Annotated in this window: 15 protein-coding genes; 3 read left to right on the top strand and 12 right to left on the bottom strand. The window is 65.5% G+C overall.

The window, feature by feature from the left end:
• Nucleotides 1-26: 26 nt before the first annotated feature.
• The 6 genes from phaR to radA form a co-directional block, all read right to left on the bottom strand.
• Nucleotides 27-578: a polyhydroxyalkanoate synthesis repressor PhaR gene (gene phaR, locus AC3A5N_RS07455; RefSeq protein ID WP_487736671.1), complete on the bottom strand. Its 552-nt coding sequence runs from the start codon at nt 576-578 to the stop codon at nt 27-29.
• Between the two features lie 73 nt (nt 579-651).
• The gene (locus AC3A5N_RS07450) at nt 652-1,689 is read right to left on the bottom strand and encodes an alanine racemase (RefSeq protein ID WP_487736670.1); all 1,038 of its coding nucleotides are present in this window, start codon (nt 1,687-1,689) and stop codon (nt 652-654) included.
• Nucleotides 1,682-3,316, bottom strand: a complete 1,635-nt coding sequence (locus tag AC3A5N_RS07445; RefSeq protein WP_487736669.1) for an MFS transporter — start codon at nt 3,314-3,316, stop codon at nt 1,682-1,684. Before AC3A5N_RS07445 ends, AC3A5N_RS07450 begins: the two co-directional genes overlap by 8 nt.
• A gap of 30 nt (nt 3,317-3,346) precedes the next feature.
• Entirely contained in the window at nt 3,347-3,784 is a 438-nt protein-coding gene (locus AC3A5N_RS07440) for an iron-sulfur cluster assembly scaffold protein (protein WP_487736668.1), read from the bottom strand.
• Nucleotides 3,781-4,320, bottom strand: a complete 540-nt coding sequence (locus tag AC3A5N_RS07435) for a CvpA family protein (RefSeq protein ID WP_487736667.1) — start codon at nt 4,318-4,320, stop codon at nt 3,781-3,783. The genes AC3A5N_RS07440 and AC3A5N_RS07435 overlap by 4 nt, the downstream gene beginning before the upstream one ends.
• A gap of 13 nt (nt 4,321-4,333) precedes the next feature.
• The gene (gene radA, locus AC3A5N_RS07430) at nt 4,334-5,710 is read right to left on the bottom strand and encodes a DNA repair protein RadA (RefSeq protein ID WP_487736666.1); all 1,377 of its coding nucleotides are present in this window, start codon (nt 5,708-5,710) and stop codon (nt 4,334-4,336) included.
• A 71-nt stretch (nt 5,711-5,781) separates the two neighbouring features.
• On the opposite strand from radA, the gene AC3A5N_RS07425 reads away from it, so the two are divergent.
• The gene (locus AC3A5N_RS07425) at nt 5,782-8,100 is read left to right on the top strand and encodes a patatin-like protein (RefSeq protein WP_487736665.1); all 2,319 of its coding nucleotides are present in this window, start codon (nt 5,782-5,784) and stop codon (nt 8,098-8,100) included.
• Between the two features lie 28 nt (nt 8,101-8,128).
• On the opposite strand, the gene dnaJ is transcribed toward AC3A5N_RS07425, so the two are convergent.
• Both dnaJ and dnaK read right to left on the bottom strand, forming a co-directional pair.
• Nucleotides 8,129-9,244: a molecular chaperone DnaJ gene (gene dnaJ / locus AC3A5N_RS07420; protein ID WP_487736664.1), complete on the bottom strand. Its 1,116-nt coding sequence runs from the start codon at nt 9,242-9,244 to the stop codon at nt 8,129-8,131.
• Between the two features lie 78 nt (nt 9,245-9,322).
• Complete coding sequence (gene dnaK / locus AC3A5N_RS07415) at nt 9,323-11,266, bottom strand: molecular chaperone DnaK (RefSeq protein WP_487736663.1); 1,944 nt, start codon at nt 11,264-11,266, stop codon at nt 9,323-9,325.
• A gap of 167 nt (nt 11,267-11,433) precedes the next feature.
• Here dnaK and AC3A5N_RS07410 point away from each other — a divergent pair, with 167 nt between their 5' ends.
• Nucleotides 11,434-11,916, top strand: a complete 483-nt coding sequence (locus AC3A5N_RS07410) for a copper chaperone PCu(A)C (RefSeq protein WP_487736662.1) — start codon at nt 11,434-11,436, stop codon at nt 11,914-11,916.
• Nucleotides 11,913-12,425, top strand: coding sequence for a vgr related protein (locus AC3A5N_RS07405; protein WP_487736823.1), 513 nt, complete (start codon nt 11,913-11,915; stop codon nt 12,423-12,425). The genes AC3A5N_RS07410 and AC3A5N_RS07405 overlap by 4 nt, the downstream gene beginning before the upstream one ends.
• A gap of 88 nt (nt 12,426-12,513) precedes the next feature.
• On the opposite strand, the gene AC3A5N_RS07400 is transcribed toward AC3A5N_RS07405, so the two are convergent.
• The 4 genes from AC3A5N_RS07400 to hrcA all read right to left on the bottom strand — a co-directional run bounded on the left by AC3A5N_RS07400 (nt 12,514) and on the right by hrcA (nt 16,310).
• Entirely contained in the window at nt 12,514-12,807 is a 294-nt protein-coding gene (locus AC3A5N_RS07400; protein WP_487736661.1) for a YMGG-like glycine zipper-containing protein, read from the bottom strand.
• Between the two features lie 95 nt (nt 12,808-12,902).
• Nucleotides 12,903-14,648 carry a DUF885 domain-containing protein gene (locus AC3A5N_RS07395; RefSeq protein ID WP_487736660.1) on the bottom strand — a complete coding sequence of 582 codons (1,746 nt, stop codon included), beginning with the start codon at nt 14,646-14,648 and terminating at the stop codon, nt 12,903-12,905.
• A gap of 24 nt (nt 14,649-14,672) precedes the next feature.
• On the bottom strand, nt 14,673-15,254 hold the full coding sequence (locus AC3A5N_RS07390) for a nucleotide exchange factor GrpE (protein WP_487736659.1): 582 nt from the start codon (nt 15,252-15,254) through the stop codon (nt 14,673-14,675).
• Nucleotides 15,255-15,266: 12 nt separating this feature from the next.
• The gene (hrcA, locus tag AC3A5N_RS07385) at nt 15,267-16,310 is read right to left on the bottom strand and encodes a heat-inducible transcriptional repressor HrcA (protein ID WP_487736658.1); all 1,044 of its coding nucleotides are present in this window, start codon (nt 16,308-16,310) and stop codon (nt 15,267-15,269) included.
• Nucleotides 16,311-16,479: the final 169 nt, after the last annotated feature.

Raw genomic sequence — 16,479 nt, 5'->3', positions numbered from 1 at the left:
CGTCGGTGAAGGCGGGCGCGTTCGCGCTACTTATCGAGTTCGTCCAGCTTTTTCTGCATCGCCGCCATCTGTTCGCGCAGCGCGGCGAGTTCCGCATCCTGTTTGCCGGCCCTCGGCGCTTCGTTCTTGGCGCCGGGAATGAATGCTTCGGTCGCGGCGCGCATCATCGCCATGTTGGTTTCGGCGATCCGGGCGAAGGGATTGTTGCCCATGCCACCCTGAAACGCTTCCTGCAGCTTGGCTTGATTTTCGCGGAAGTTCGCCATGCTCGCTTCGAGATAGCTTGGCATCATCGCCTGCATCGAGTTGCCGTACATCGAGATCAGATCGCGCAGGAAGCTGACCGGCAGCATGTGTTCGCCGCTGGCCTCTTCGTCCATGATGATCTGGGTCAGGATCGAATGGGTGATGTCGTCACCCGTCTTCGCATCGACGACCTGAAACTGCACACCCTCGCGGGTCATCTTGGCGAGATCTTCGAGCGTTATGTAGCTCGAGGTGCCGGTGTTGTAGAGGCGCCGGTTGGCGTACTTCTTGATGGTGATCGGATCACCCGCCCCGCCCTGGTTCCTGGCCATTGAGATTCCCGAGATGCTGCGCTTTCTGTTGCATTAGCAGGTGCAGCATGTGCAGCGCAACATCGACGTCCCCCTACCTGCGAAAGCGGGGACCGAGCGTAGTCAGAAGTTCGTATTGCGAAAGTCCGCAGGCGTCGGCCTGCGCCGGCAAGTCGAACGGCACGTCCAGCCAGTCGCCTTCGTGCACGTCCGGCGCTGCGCTCAGATCGACCACGATCATGTCCATCGACACTTTGCCGAGCAGCGGCAGATGCGCCTCGCCGCACCGCAGCACGCTCGAACCGCGGCAGCGCAGAAAGCCATCGGCATAGCCGAGCGACACCACCCCGGCGCGCATCGCCCCGGCCGCAGTGAAGGCCGCGTTGTAGCCGACGCTGTCGCCGGCGGCGAGTTCACGCACCTGAATCACCGCGGCTTGCGGATAGGCGACCTGCCGGATCGCGCCCGCAAGCTCGCTGCGCGGGACGCCACCGTAGAGTGCGATGCCGGGCCGCGTAAGATCGAAGGTGAAGTCCGCCCCCAGCGCGATTCCCGCGCTGTTGGCGAGACTCCGCCGCCGCGCCGGGATCGCCGTGCAGACCGTGCGGAAACGTTCGAGCTGGCGTGCGTTGAGCACGCTGTCCTCGTCCGCCGACGCGAGATGCGACATCAGCAGGTCGACTTCGAGCGCCGCAATCACCGGATCGCCGATGTCCACGAGCGACAGGCCGAGGCGGTTGATCCCGGTGTCGACCATCAGGTGGCACGGCCCCCCGCCTGCCTCAATCCAGCGCTTCGCCTGCTCGATGCTGTTGACGACCGGCCGGATCCCGGTGCCCTGCGCATAGGCGGCGTCCTCGGCGCGCACCGGTCCGTGCAGAACGGAAACTTGTGCCGGAGCGACGTGGCGCAGCGCCTCGGGCACTTCGCTCCAGTGCGCGACAAAGAAGTCGTGCGCCCCCGCATCGCGCAGCACCGGCACCACCTTGTCCGCACCAAGCCCATAGCCGTCGGCCTTCACCGCCGCCCCTGCACTGGCAGCGCCCGACATCGTGTCGAGCGTGCGCCAATTGGCCGCTAGCGCTTCTTCATCCAGTCGTAGCCGCAGGCTTGGCGGCGGGAGGTCAGGCATCGGCTTCGAAGTCTTTCGGCGGTCCATCAGGAAGGCCCCACCAGGCCACAACGGCACCGAACGCGACCACAGCCCAGGTATACCAGAGCCCTGCGTAGACGTCGCCGGTCCGCGCAACGATGATGCCCGAGATCAGGGGAAGGAACCCGCCTAAGTAGCCTGCTCCGATGTGATAGGGGATCGACATCGATGAATAGCGGATCTGGGGCGGGAACATCTCGGAGAGCAGTGCTGCGACCGAGCCGTATGTCAGTGCCGACAGCATTCCGAGGCCCAGCAGAAGCGCGACGATCCCGAGCACGTTGATCGCAGGCGGCGTCTGGCGCGCGAAATCGAACCCGCGCGCCTCAAGCGCGCGGAGCAGGCCATCGCGCCTGGCCCCTGCATCCTCGAACCAGGCGGGATCGAGCGCGATTGCGTCTCCCCCGACAGTCAGACCAAGATCACGCGACTGTTCGACGGAATAGGAAACGCCGTTCGCCGTCAGTGTCTCGAGCAGCTTGCCGCAGTCGGTCTGCTCCCGCCCGAACAACTCCGCGAACGGATCGGTCGAGCACTGCGTGCCGGCGACGACCACCGGGTTTGCCTCGGCCGCTTCGGCGAGCCCGGGATTGGCGAGCTTGCCCATGCCCCAGAACATCGGGAAGAGCAGCACCAGCGTCAGCAGTGCGCCGATGACGATCGGCTTCTTGCGCCCGATCCGGTCCGACCAGCGCCCGACGACGAGATAGAACGACATGGCGATCAGGCCCGCGACGAACAGCACGATTTCGACCAGTTGCTCGTCCATGCCCATCGGGCCGCGCAGAAATGAAAGGCTGGAGAAGAATGCCGTGTACCAGATTGTCGTCAAAACGCCCGTGATGCCGAACAGGGCGACGAAGATCCGCTTGCCGTTGCCCGGATAGCGAAAGCTTTCGGCGAAGGGGTTGGCGGCCGTTCTCCCTTCCGCCTTCATTGCCTGGAACACCGGGCTTTCGTGGAGTTTCAGGCGCATCCACAGCGAGATTGCCAGCAGCACGATCGACAGCAGGAACGGCAAGCGCCAGCCCCAGGCGGCGAAGTCTTCCTCCGGGATGAGCAGGCGGCATGTGAGCACAACCGCGATCGACAATACGAACCCGCCCACCACGCTCGCCTGGATGAAGCTGGTGTAGAACCCGCGCTTCTCCCGCGGCGCGTGCTCGGCGACATAGATCGCAGCACCCCCGTATTCACCGCCAAGGGCGAGTCCCTGGAGAATGCGGAAACCGATCACGATGATGGGTGCCGCGATCCCGATGCTGGCCGCGCTCGGGATCATGCCCACGCCCGCTGTTGCGACGCCCATGAGGGTGACCGTGATGAGGAAGGTATACTTGCGCCCCAGCCGGTCGCCCAGGAAGCCGAACAGGATCGCGCCGAGCGGACGGAAGCCGAACCCCACCGCGAACCCGGCCCAGACGAGCAACAGTTGCAGGGTCTCGTTACCGCTCGGGAAGAAAGCCGCACCGATCAGCCCGGCGAGCGTGCCGTAGATGAAGAAATCGTACCATTCGAAGATCGTGCCTGCCGATGAGGCCGCGATCACCAGTCGGATTTCCTTGTCGGTCGGCTCCCGCTGCGCCGATGCCGCGCTTTCACTCATCCAGCCATCCCCTCGCCCTGTGGACGGGATTTAGCCGGCCAGGGCGGCCTTGGAAAGCGCGGCGCGCGCGGCTCTCCACGGGAGGAGGATAGCACCATGCCGCGCGGGATGCGCTTGGGCGGCGGCGATCTTCTCGATCCCGGGCCATGCGGGCGTGTCCCCACCCGCGAGCCAGCCAGCGATCGCCCCCTCCGCCGCCGCGAGATCGTCGGCAGTCGTGCCGCGCGCGCCGCCCGCGAAAATGGCGGCGGACGCCTGTCCGACGGCGCAGGCGGAGACTTGCATGCCGACCCGCTCGATCCGCCCCGCATCGTCGCACCGGAGCCCAACTGTGAGAGTGCTGCCGCAGGTGCGGGAAACTGCTTCGCCGCGCAGGTGCAGATCGTCGCCGAGCGGGCTGTCGGCCAGCGACACCGCCAAGGCGAGCAACTCAGGCGTGTAGAGAGGGCCGGAGGCTGCGGCGGTCATGAGGCCGCTTCGGCTGCCGCTTCCGCCTCCGCTTCACGGCGCAGTTGTGCGCGACGCTCCTGGACGATCTCGACCAGTTCGTTGGCGCTGGCATTGACGACCGGGTACGTGCGGGCGGTCGTGATCCAGTCGGGCCGTCCGGCGACACCCCAGATCGTGTCGTAGCCGAGCACGAGCAGCGAGAACGCCAGCACGACGATCACCGCGCCCTTGATCATGCCGAAGCCGAAGCCGAGCACGCGGTCAATTGGGCCCAGGATCGAGTTGCGGGACGCCTTGCCTGCTCGCCCGGCGATCAGTCTCATCGCGGCGTATGGGATCAGCAGCAGCAGCGCGAAGGCCAGCACGGCCGCGCCCGTTTCCGTACCGACGTAAGGTTCGAGCCACGTGTAGAGCGGTGTGTGGAGCGCGCGAATTGCGAACAGCGCGAGAATCCACGCGGCCAGCGAGAGCACCTCCTGCACGAAGCCGCGCATGAAGCCGCCGATCGCGGCCACGGCGACGATGATCAATACGATGATGTCGAAAATCGCCATAAGCACCGCAGAGTTAGGTGGTGGCCATAACCTGGTCAACGAGATTGGCGAGTTGCCGAATGCCGCGATAGCGGAAGGCGGAGGGGCTCGCCGGTCCCGCCTTGTCCTCCATCGGCCCGAAGCCGCAGCCGAATCCGAGCTTGGCCGATTCGCGCACGCGCAGCGTCGAATGGGCGACGGGGCGCACTTCGCCGGCGAGCGAGACCTCGCCGAACCACACGCTTTTGGCCGGCAGCGGCCGGTCCGCGAGTGCGGACACCAGCGCGGCGCCCACCGCTAGATCCGCCGCCGGATCGGTGAGCCGATACCCGCCCGCGACATTGAGATAGACTTCCGCCGAGCTGAAGTTGAGCCCGCAGCGCGCTTCCAGCACGGCGAGCAGCATCGCCAGGCGCCCGCTGTCCCAGCCCACGACCGCCCGGCGCGGGGTCGCCCCGCTCTGGAGGCGCACGATCAGGGCCTGGACCTCAATCAGCACCGGCCGCGTGCCCTCCAAGGCCGGGAAAACGGCGCTGCCCGCCATCGGCTCGTCGCGACCCGAGAGGAACAGCATCGAGGGATTGGCGACTTCGTCCAGCCCCTGCCCGGCCATGGCGAAGACGCCGATCTCGTCGACTGGTCCGAAGCGGTTCTTCAGACTGCGCAGAATGCGGTACTGATGGCTCCGCTCCCCTTCGAAGCTCATGACCACGTCGACCATGTGCTCGAGCACGCGCGGGCCGGCGATCGTGCCATCCTTGGTGACGTGCCCGACGAGCACCAGCGCGACGCCGTTCTCCTTGGCATAACGGATCAACTCGAACGCGCATCCGCGCACCTGGCTGACCGTGCCGGGCGCGCCCTCGATCGTATCCGAGTGCATCGTCTGGATCGAATCGATCACCAGCAGCGCGGGCGGCGCCATGGTGTTCAGGGTCGTGAGAATATCCCGCACCGAGGTTGCGGCCGCGAGGCGGATCGGAGCATCGGCAAGCCCGAGGCGCGAGGCGCGCAGACGTACCTGGCCCGCCGCCTCCTCGCCGCTGACATAGACCGTCTCGCTGCCCGCCTTGGCGATCTTCGCCGCCGCCTGAAGCAGCAGGGTCGACTTGCCGATGCCGGGGTCGCCGCCCATCAGGATCGCCGAACCGGGCACGAGGCCGCCGCCCAGCGCGCGGTCGAACTCCGCTAGACCGGTCGTGCGCCTGGTCAACACTTCTCCCGGCGCGTCGAGCGGCTCGAACGCAATCGCCCTGCCTCCGCTCGACAGATCGTGCTTCTGCGAGAAGACGGTCGCCGGCGCGTCTTCGACCAGCGTGTTCCACTCCGCGCAATCAGGGCACTGCCCCTGCCAGCGATGGGAAACCGAGCCACAGGCCTGGCAGACATAACGCTTCTTCGACTTGGCCATGGCAGCGCGATAAACGGAACATTTATGGAACGCAATTGCCTTCGCCGCAATTGCCCGCCACAAGGCGCCCAATGCGGCAGAAGGAACTGAGGATCGCGCTCGTCTGCTACGGCGGCGTCAGCTTGGCGGTCTACATGCACGGGGTCACCAAGGAGATCTGGAAGCTCGCCAGCGCGAGCCGTGCGTTCCATGCGGCCGACCCGCTCGCCGACGGTGTGCAGGGCGTCTACCGCGAACTGCTGGAGGCGATCGAGGCGGAGCATGAGCTCAAGCTGCGCGTCTTGCCTGACATCCTCAGCGGCGCGAGCGCGGGCGGGATCAACGCGGTGTTCCTGGCGCAGGCGATCCACTCCGGGCGCTCGCTGGAACCGCTGACCGAGCTATGGCTCTCAGCGGCGGACGTCGAGCGCCTCGTGGATCCCAAGGCGGAGCCCGTCTGGCGCTTCGCCAAGTATTGGGCGCAGCCGCTGGCGTGGTGGGTACTACAACGCCCCGGCAACGCGGTGTCGGAGAGCGTGGCGCCGGAGACGCAGGCGGAGGTGCGGCGCAAGGTCTCCAGCTTCATCCGCAGCCGATGGTTCGAACCGCCCTTCTCGGGCCTAGGTTTCTCACACCTCCTGTTCGAGGCGCTGGATGCGATGGCGAAGGCGCCCTGCGGCAAGCCGCTGCTGCCGCCCCGGCATCCTATCGACCTGATGGTGACGACAACCGATTTCCGCGGGCACCTGGAACTGTTGCGGCTCAACAGTCCGCCGGTGGTGGAGGAGAGCGAGCACCGCCTGCCGATCGGTTTCACCGCCCGAGTACCGGCCGACGGCGGACACGATCTGGCCGACCCCCTGGAGCTCACGTTCGCCGCCCGTGCCACCGCAAGCTTCCCCGGCGCGTTTCCGCCGTTGCAGCTCAAGGAGATCGACCGCCTGGCGCGCGAGCGGAAGGTCGAATGGAGCGAGCGGCACAAGTTCCTGGAGCGGGCAATGCCAGTCAACTTGCGGCAGGGCTCAGCCGAGGGAATCTCGCTGATCGACGGATCGGTCCTGGTCAACAAGCCGTTCGAAGGCGCGATGCGCGCGCTTCGCGGCCGCCCGGCCCAGCGGGAGGTCGACCGGCGCTTCGTCTATATCGACCCGCGCCCCGACCGGACGCACTCGATCCGCGAGCAGAACGGCGATCCAGTCGGCTTCTTCGGTGCGATCTTCGGATCGCTCTCGACCATCCCGCGCGAGCAGCCGATCCGCGACAATCTGGAAGTTCTCGAACGCCAGTCGCACGAGGCTGAGCGACGCCAGCACATGATCGCCGCCTTGCGGCCCGACGTGGAAGCGGCCGTGGAGCGGCTGTTCGGGCTGACGCTGTTTCTCGACCGTCCGACACCGAAGCGGCTCCACGCCTGGCGGGCGAAGGCGCAGCAGGCCGCCGCCGAGCAGGCCGGTTATGCCTTCCAGTCCTACGCCCAGGCGAAGTTCACAGGTATCGTGGAGAGCCTTGCGGAACTGGTGTTCGATGCCGCACCGGAGCTCAAGCTGCCGGATGCGCGGCCGATCATCGCCGTGCTGCGCAACGCGCTTGCGGAACGGGGGCTCGATCGGCTCTCCGCACCTTCGGGCGGGGCGAATGCGGAGGCGATCGCCTTCTTCCGTGCGCACGATGTCGGCTTTCGCGTGCGCCGTCTGCGCCTGCTCGCTCGCCGCCTGTCACGTGAATGGGATGCCGATCCCGAGATACCCGATGCCGCGGTCGAGGCGGCGCGAGATGCGATCTACAGCATTCTCGCTCTCTACTTCGCGCGTGAAGGGACGAACGATTTGGGCGAGGACTTTCCGCTGCTCGCGGCGAAGGTGCTCGACGATCCGTTCGCCGTGATCGACGCGCTAGCGGCGCGCCGGCTGCTGTCCGAAGTCGACAACCTGGCGGAGGAGATGCTCGCCGAAGCGCTCGAGAAGATGCCGAAGAACCTCCGGCGTCCGACGCTGCTGACTTATCTCGGTTTCCCGTTCTATGATGTCGCGACCTTGCCGCTGGTGCGCGACGAGGCATTGACCGAGTTCGATCCGATCAAGGTCGACCGGATCAGTCCCGACGATGCGCGCTCGATCCGTGAGGGCGGCACGCGGGCCACGCTGCGCGGGATAGAGTTCTACAACTTCGGCGCGTTCTTCAGCCGCGCTTACCGCGAGAACGACTATCTCTGGGGCCGGCTCCACGGGGCGGAGCGGATGATCGACCTGGTCTGTTCGACCATCGAGGGCGGAGACCTGAAGATCGACCCGGCGGCTTTCAAGCACAAGATCTTCCTCGCGATACTGGACGAGGAGCGCGAACGGCTGCGCGCCGATCCAGGGTTGCTGGAGCGGATCCGCAGCGAGGTATTGGCGACCGAACGAATTTGAAGAACCGACCCCTTATCGGGAGTAGCCTTCAGGCCCCGAACGCATCTTTCAGGCGTTCGAAGAAGCCGCGGCACTCGGGGCACTCGTCGCCCGTCTCGGTCTCGCGGAACTGTTCGAGCAGCGCTTTCTGCTCCTTGCTGAGCTTCGTCGGCGTCTCCACCGCGATCTCGACCACCAGGTCCCCGCGCCCACGGCCTTGCAGCACGGGCATTCCCGCACCGCGCACGCGCAACTGCTTGCCCGACTGAATGCCAGCCGGGATGTCTACGATGTTGGTTTCGCCGCCGAGATCGGGAATCTCGACCTTGCCGCCCAGTGAAGCGGTCGTGAAGCTGATCGGAACGCGGGAAAGCAGCGTCGTCCCCTCGCGCTGGAACACGGGATGGGGCCGGACATGTACGAAGATGTAGAGATCACCCGGCGGGGCACCGCGCGGGCCCGCCTCGCCCTTGCCGGAAAGGCGGATGCGTGTGCCGGTGTCAACGCCGGGCGGAATCTCCACCTCGATCGTCTGCGGCCGGTCGACGCAGCCTTCCCCGCGGCAGTCGCGGCAGGGGCTCACCAGAACTTCGCCGCGTCCGTGACAGTTGGGACAGGGGCGCTCGACCACGAAGAAGCCCTGCTTGGCGCGGACTTTGCCGTAGCCGTTGCAGAGATTGCAGCCGCGCGTGCTCGTGCCGGGCGTCGCGCCTGAGCCGTGGCAGGTTTCGCAGGTCTGCGAGACTTCGATTTCGATCTGTGTAGACTTGCCGTGGAACGCCTCTTCGAGGCCGATCTCCATGTCGTAGCGCAGATCGGCGCCGCGGCGCGGCTGCGGTCGCCCGCCACCGCCGAAAGCGCTGCCGAAGATCGTCTCGAAGATGTCGCCGATGTCAGCAAAGTCGCCGCCGGGATGGCCGCCGCCCATGCCCTGCTGGAAGGCCTGATGCCCGAAGCGGTCATAGGCCGCACGCTTCTGCGGGTCCTTGAGGCAGTCGTAGGCGACACTGATCGCCTTGAACTTCGCCTCGTTCTCCTTGCAGCCCTGATTGCGGTCAGGGTGGTACTTCATCGCCAGCTTGCGATAGGCAGACTTGATCGTCGCGCCGTCCGCATCGCGGCTGACCCCGAGCAGCTCGTAGAAATCGGTTTCGGTTGCCGGCATGGTGTCCCCGCCCCTTAAAGACCTAGCCGCCACCGGGGCGGGTTGCACCGGCGGCGGTCTGGATCTTCATCGGGCGTCTCAGCCCTTGTTGTTGCCGTCTTCGTCGACTTCGGAGAACTCCGCGTCGACCACGTCCTCCGCGGAGCTATCTTCGGAACCGTCGGCACTGGCGGCACCATCAGTCGGGGCGTCGGCCGCAGCGGCCTGCTCCTTGCTGTAGATCTCCTGACCCATCTTCATGGCAAGATCGGTCAGCGCCTGCGCCTTCGCGTTGATCGCATCGACGTCGTCACCTTCGAGCGCGGTCTTCGCCTCGGCCAGCGCGGCTTCGACCTGGCTCTTGAGATCGGCGCTGATCTTGTCCCCATGCTCTTCGAGCTGCTTCTGCGTCGCGTGGACCAGGCTGTCCGCCTGATTGCGGGCCTCGGCGCTTGCGCGGCGCTTCTTGTCCTCTTCGGCAAACTTCTCTGCGTCCTGCACCATCTGCTCGATGTCGCTGTCGTTGAGACCGCCGGAGGCCTGGATGCGGATCTGCTGTTCCTTGCCGGTGCCCTTGTCCTTGGCGCTGACGTTGACGATGCCGTTCGCGTCGATGTCGAAGGTGACCTCGATCTGCGGCACGCCGCGCGGCGCGGCGGGGATGCCGACCAGATCGAACTGGCCGAGCATCTTGTTGTCGGCGGCCATCTCGCGCTCGCCCTGGAAGACGCGGATCGTCACCGCGTTCTGGTTGTCCTCGGCGGTCGAGTAGGTCTGCGTCTTCTTGGTCGGGATCGTCGTGTTGCGATCGATCATGCGAGTGAATACGCCGCCCAGCGTCTCGATGCCGAGCGAGAGCGGAGTCACGTCGAGTAGCAGCACGTCCTTGACGTCGCCCTGCAGCACGCCCGCCTGGATCGCCGCGCCCATGGCGACGACTTCATCCGGGTTCACGCCGGTGTGCGGCTTCTTGCCGAAGAATTCCTCGACCACCGCGTGGACCTTGGGCATGCGGGTCATGCCGCCGACGAGGATCACTTCGTCGACGCTGCTCTTGTCCACCCCGGCATCGGCCAGCGCCTTCTTGCACGGCTCGAGCGTGCGCTTGATCAGGTCGCCGACGAGTTGCTCGAGCTTCGAGCGGGTCAGCGTCTCGACCAGGTGCAACGGGGTGGAACTGCCGCCTTCCATACGGGCGGTGATGAACGGCAGGTTGACCTCGGTCTGCTGGCTCGAGGACAGTTCGATCTTGGCCTTCTCCGCCGCTTCCTTGAGGCGCTGGAGAGCGAGCTTGTCCGAACGGAGATCCATGTTCTCCTTCTTCTTGAACTCGTCAGCCAGGTATTCGACCAGCGCGCTGTCGAAGTCCTCACCTCCCAGGAAGGTGTCGCCGTTGGTCGACTTCACTTCGAACACGCCGTCGCCGATCTCGAGGATCGAGATGTCGAAGGTGCCGCCGCCGAGGTCGTAGACGGCGATAGTCTTGCCCTCGTTCTTCTCGAGGCCATAGGCGAGCGCGGCCGCAGTCGGCTCGTTGATGATACGCAGCACTTCGAGGCCCGCGATCTGGCCGGCATCCTTGGTTGCCTGGCGCTGCGCGTCGTTGAAGTATGCGGGAACGGTGATTACCGCCTGGGTGACCGTCTCACCGAGGTAGCTCTCGGCGGTTTCCTTCATCTTCTGCAGGATGAAGGCGGAAATCTGCGAAGGCGAATATTCGGTACCGCCGGCTTCGACCCAGGCGTCGCCGTTCTTGCCCTTGACGATATCGTAAGGGACCAGCTGCTGATCTTTCTTGGTGGTCGGATCGTCGTAGCGGCGGCCGATCAGGCGCTTGATCGCGAACAGCGTATTGTCGGGGTTCGTGACCGCCTGACGCTTCGCGGGCTGGCCGATCAGGCGTTCGCCATCCTTGGTGAACGCAACGATCGAAGGCGTCGTGCGCGCGCCTTCGGAATTCTCGATAACCTTGGGCTTGCCCCCATCCATCACGGCAACGCAGCTATTTGTCGTGCCGAGGTCGATACCGATTACTTTCGCCATGGTTTCCCTATTCCACTTCCGATAGTTGGACGCCGCTCACTTTGCCCCCCGGAAACCGGCAAGACTGCTCGGCGGCTCGATTACGTGCGGGATATAGGTTCGGTTTCTGTTGGCACAAGGGACGCCGAGAGGTAGCCTCGTACGGTGTTCAGAGGGGAGAAACGACCATGAAATCATCCATCCTTGCCGCTGCGGCCCTGTCCGTCGCCGCTCTCGGCCTTGCTTCCTGTGGGGATAGCGCGACCGAGCAGCCGGCCGAGGCACCCGAGGGCGTGCCAGGGCTAACTGTCACGAATGCGCGTATGGTGCTCGCACCGGTGGAGGGCAATCCGGCCGCGGTTTATTTCGATCTCGCCTACGATGGCGGCCGCAACCTCGCGCTTACCCGCGCCCATGTCGAAGGGGCGCAGAGCGCTTCGCTTCACGAATATGGCGAATGGAACAGACAGGTGCAGATGCAGGAAATGCTGCCATTGGTGCTCAAGAAGGGTGACAAGGTCGCGTTCGAGCCTGGCGGCAAGCATGTGATGGCGACCGGCGTCGCGCCCGAACTGCAGCCGGGCGGGACGACCGAGGTGACTCTCACCGTCTCAGGCGGCGACAAGACCACGTTCGAGGCTGAGATCCGCGGCCCCGGGGAAGAGCGCTGAGCGAAGCGGTCGCTCCTGTCGCCGCGCCGGTATGCCCGGCCGGCGGCGAGCGGCCGCTCACGCCGGGTGAGATCGCGCTCGCTCGCACCATCTTCGGCGACGCGATCGACTATGCGAAGGTCACCATCCGCCGGCGCAAGTTCTTTCCCTTTCAGCCGCGCAAGATCACAATGGCGCCACGCGGGCACCTGCACTTCCACCCTTTGGGCGAGGCGTACTGCGACGACTTCGCGCAAGTCCCGGTCATCCGGCAGGGGCTCTTCATCCACGAGATGGTCCACGTCTGGCAGGCGCAGAGGAAAGGAAGCTGGTGGCTCGTCTTCAACCGCATGCCCTGGGCGCGCTACGACTACAGCCTCAAGCCTGGGTGGCCGCTCGATCGCTACGGCATCGAGCAGCAGGCAGAGATCGTGAAGCACGCGTTCTGGCTGCGCAACGGCGTGAGGCTAGCCGGTGCTCCGGACGCCAGGGCCTATGATCTGCTAGTCAGGTTTCCCGGCGCCACTTGAGAGCCGCGGTTTTCGAACGGTCCTGCCCACAGACAGGGTGAAGGGCCGCCCTTAAGCGGCGGCCCTTTTCGATCGGATCCAGGACGGATCAGAAGTAGTCGCGATAGCGGTCGTCGTTGCGGCAGTCGTCATCGACGTAACGGCCGTTGCGGTCGTACCAGCCGTCGCAGTCGTTGTCCCTGTCCTTGAAGTAGCCTGCGACGCCGCCGATCGCGGCGCCGGCAATGGCGTAGGTTTCGATGTCCTCTCCGGTAATCGCGGCGAGGCCGGCACCCGCGGCGGCCCCGACGCCGGCACCCTCGACGGCGTAGTTCTCCGCGCAGGCCGTAAGCCCGAGCGACGAGACAAACAGCGCCGGGGCGAGCAGCATTGTGGCTTTCATAGTGATTCTCCGTTGCATCCCTGTGCTGAGTGCTACGGGCTGCGCCGACGATGGTTCCGTAAGGGCGCCGCCGATGCGGTGAATCGAGAACCCGGTCAGTCGTATGTGACGCCGGGCAGCCCCTGCCCACCGTCGGCGATGAAGGCGTCGATCCGCTGCTCCAGCACTGGCAGAGGTACGGATCCCAGCGAGAGCACGACGTCGTGGAACTTGCGGATGTCGAACCGTTGGCCCAGCGCCTCTTCCGCTTTCGCGCGCACGCGGCGGATCGTCATTTCGCCGAGCTTGTAAGCCAGTGCCTGACCCGGCCAGCTTATGTAGCGGTCCACTTCGGTCTCGACCTCGTGCCGCGACAGCGCCGTGCGGCTGGCGAGGTAGTCGAGCGCCTTCTCGCGGCTCCAGCCGTAGTGGTGGACCCCGGTGTCGATCACTAGCCGCGCGGCGCGCCACATTTCGTAGCTGAGCTGGCCGAATCGTTCGTAGGGCGTGCGGTAGATGCCCATCTCGTTGCCGAGATACTCGACGTAGAGCCCCCAGCCCTCACCGAAACCGGAGAAGTAGGTCTGCCTGCGGAACGGCGGCGCCTCCGCCTGTTCGAGCGCCACACCGGCCTGGAAGCTGTGCCCCGGGATGCATTCGTGCAGCGTCAGTGCCGGGATGTTGTAGAGCGGCCGCGACGGAAGATCGTAGGTGTTCATCATGCAGGCATCGAGCCCGCCGCGCCCTGCGGTGTAGAACGGCGCGATCGCGTCAGGCACGGGACGAATGGTGAAACGGTGTCGCGGAAGGAAACCGAAGTAGTCGGCGATCACCCCGTCGACCCGCTTCGCCGCGTAGGCCGACACGCCCATCAGCTCATCCGGGGTGTCGGCGACGAACTGCGGGTCGGTGCGCAGGAACTGCACGAATTCGGGCAAGGTGCCTTCGAATCCGGCGTCCGCCTTCACCTTCTCCATCTCGGCCGTGATTCGTGCGACCTCGGTCAGGCCGATCTCGTGGACCTCCTCCGCCGTCAGGCTGAGGGTCGTGTACTGCTCGATCTGCTGCTGATAGTAGGCCGCGCCCTCCGGCATCTCTTCCGCTGCGAGCGTAGTGCGCGTCTGGGGTAGATACTCGTTGCGGAAGAAGTCGAGCAGCTTGGCATACGCCGGCGTGACGCTTTCGGCGATTGCCGCGCGACCCGCCGCCTTGAGCCGCTCGGCCTCCGCCGCGGAAATACGCTGGGGCATCTCGGCGAAGGCGGTCCAGAACGGGCTGTCCTCGACATTCTCGACCGCGTTCGACGCGATAGAGGCATCCCGTCCCTCGAGTGTCACGCGCGGCACGCTGAACCCGCGCTCCAGCCCGGCACGCGCATTGGCGATGTGCTCGTCGAAGTAGCGGGGAATGTCGCGCATGCGCCCGATATAGCGCTCGTACTCCTCCACGGTGGTGAAGCCCGATCGCGGGGCGAGATAGCTCCAGAAGCTGCTGTCGCTATCGAACGGCATTTCCCATTCGCGAAAACGTGCGTCACCGATATCGCTTTCCAGCAGGGTGCGGAAAACCGCGACGTCCGTTCGTGACGACGGGCTCAGGGCGTCCTCGTCCAGCGCGGTCAGCCGCTGCAGGAACTCCTTCGCCTTGGCGGCGCGCGCCAAGTGCGCCTCGGGCGTGGCCGATGCCAGTTCGCTCCCGGGCGCGGTGCTTCCGTTGTCTTCCTCCACCTGCTTGTACTGCGCCAACTGGTAGGCATAGTACTCGCCGGTCAGTGCGGAGAGCCGATCGTCGGCCGTTTCCTGCGCCTGCAGTGGCGCAACGATAACGCTGGCGGCAACAACCGCGGGAAACGCAAGCCTCATCAATCCTCCCCTCGGAACTTCTCGTTATTTGGCGACGCTCACCATCGCGGGTCGCAGCAGGCGGTCCTTGATCATGTAGCCGGACTGTAGCTCCTGCACGATCGTGCCGGGCTCCTGTCCTTCGCCCGCAGGCACTTCCATCATCGCCTGGTGGACGTTGGGGTCGAGCGGCAGGCCGGTCGCGGCGATGCGCGTGATGCCGTGCTGGCCGAAGACCTTCTCGAGCTCGCGCTGCGTTGCTTCGATCCCGGCGAGGAAGCGGCTCATCTTCTCGTCCTGGCGATATTCGGCCGGAACCGAATCGAGTGCACGGGCGAGATTGTCCGCAATTGAAAGGATGTCCCGCGCAAAACCCGTGGCGGCGTAATTTCGTGCGTCCTGCACGTCCTTCTCCAGCCTCCGCCGGACGTTCTGAGTCTCGGCGCGGGCGTAGAGCACGTCCTGCTTCGCCGTATCGAGATCGGCGCGCAACGCAGCGAGCGCGCCCTCGACGTCGCCTGCTTTATCGCCATCTTCCGCGTCGCCATCGTCGAGGAATTCCTCGGGCACGCCTTCGAGTTCCTTTTCAACGGCCTCGTCGTGCGGCCGCTTGTCATTGTCGCTCATGATTTTTCGTGTCTATCCGATGAGTTTACCCAGGGATCGGGCGGTGAAGTCCACCATGGGGACGACCCGCGCGTAATTCAACCGAGTCGGGCCGATCACGCCCAGCACGCCGACCACCCTGCCCTCGCGATCACGATAGGGTGATGCGATGACCGAAGAGCCGCTGAGCGCGAACAGCCGGTTCTCGCTGCCGATGAAAATTCGCGTCGCCTCCGCCTCGCGTGCACTTTCAAGCAACTCGGCGACCGATTGCTTGTTCTCCAGGTCGTCGAGCAGCGACCGGACGCGTTCGAGATCGGAGAGCGCGGCCTCGTCGAGGAGTTTCGCCTGTCCGCGCACGATCAGGACAGGGCGCTGCGCCGCGTCCTCGCTCCATACCGCGAGTCCACGTTCCACCAGACTTTGGCTCGCCTCGTCGAGTTGCGAGCGACCGGAAGCGATTTCGCTGCGCATGGCCGCCACTGCCTCGGGAAGCGTTCTGCCGGCGAGGCGCGCAGTGATGTAGTTGCTCGTCTGTTCGAGCAGTTGCGGCGAGACGCCCTCGCCCAGCTCGATCACGCGGTTTTCAATTGCCCCATCTTCGCCGACCAGCACCGCCAGCACCCGCCCTTGCCCGAGATTCACCAGACTGAGCTGCGCAAGGCGGGGCTCCAGGCGCGGCACCATGACCATGCCCGCTGCGCCGGAGATGTCCGACAGAATCGCGCTCGTCTGTTCGAGCGCCTGCTCGATCGGGCCCGGTTCGGCGAGCCGCCGCTCGATTGCATTGCGCTCCTCGCGAGTCGGCTCGGCAACCTGCATCATCCCGTCGACGAACAGGCGCAGTCCGCTTTCGGTCGGCATGCGCCCGGCGCTGGTATGCGGCGCGGCAAGCAAGCCCAGTCCTTCAAGGTCGGCCAGTACCGAGCGGATCGAAGCTGGAGAGAGATTGAGGCCGCCTTCGCCAGCGAGCGCCCTCGACCCGACCGGTTGTCCGCTGTCGAGATAGCCCTCGACCACCAGTCGGAATATCGCCCGGGCGCGGTCTGTCAGTTCGGTGACGGGTGGTGTGGGCATCGGTCCGACTTAAACGCAATCGCCAGACTTTCAATTTCCCTGTTCGCTCCACCCGTGGTGAAATCGAAGATGGCCATTGGCCAAGGGCCGTATTTTCTTCTAGCGCCGCGCGAGACGCAAGGACGGCGCTCGAAATTCGAGGCGAACGGACCTTTGCGATTCTTTTTGG

The organism is Pelagerythrobacter sp. Soil_C_18, from assembly GCF_057657235.1.
This window is presented reverse-complemented; position numbering and strand designations above follow the sequence as displayed.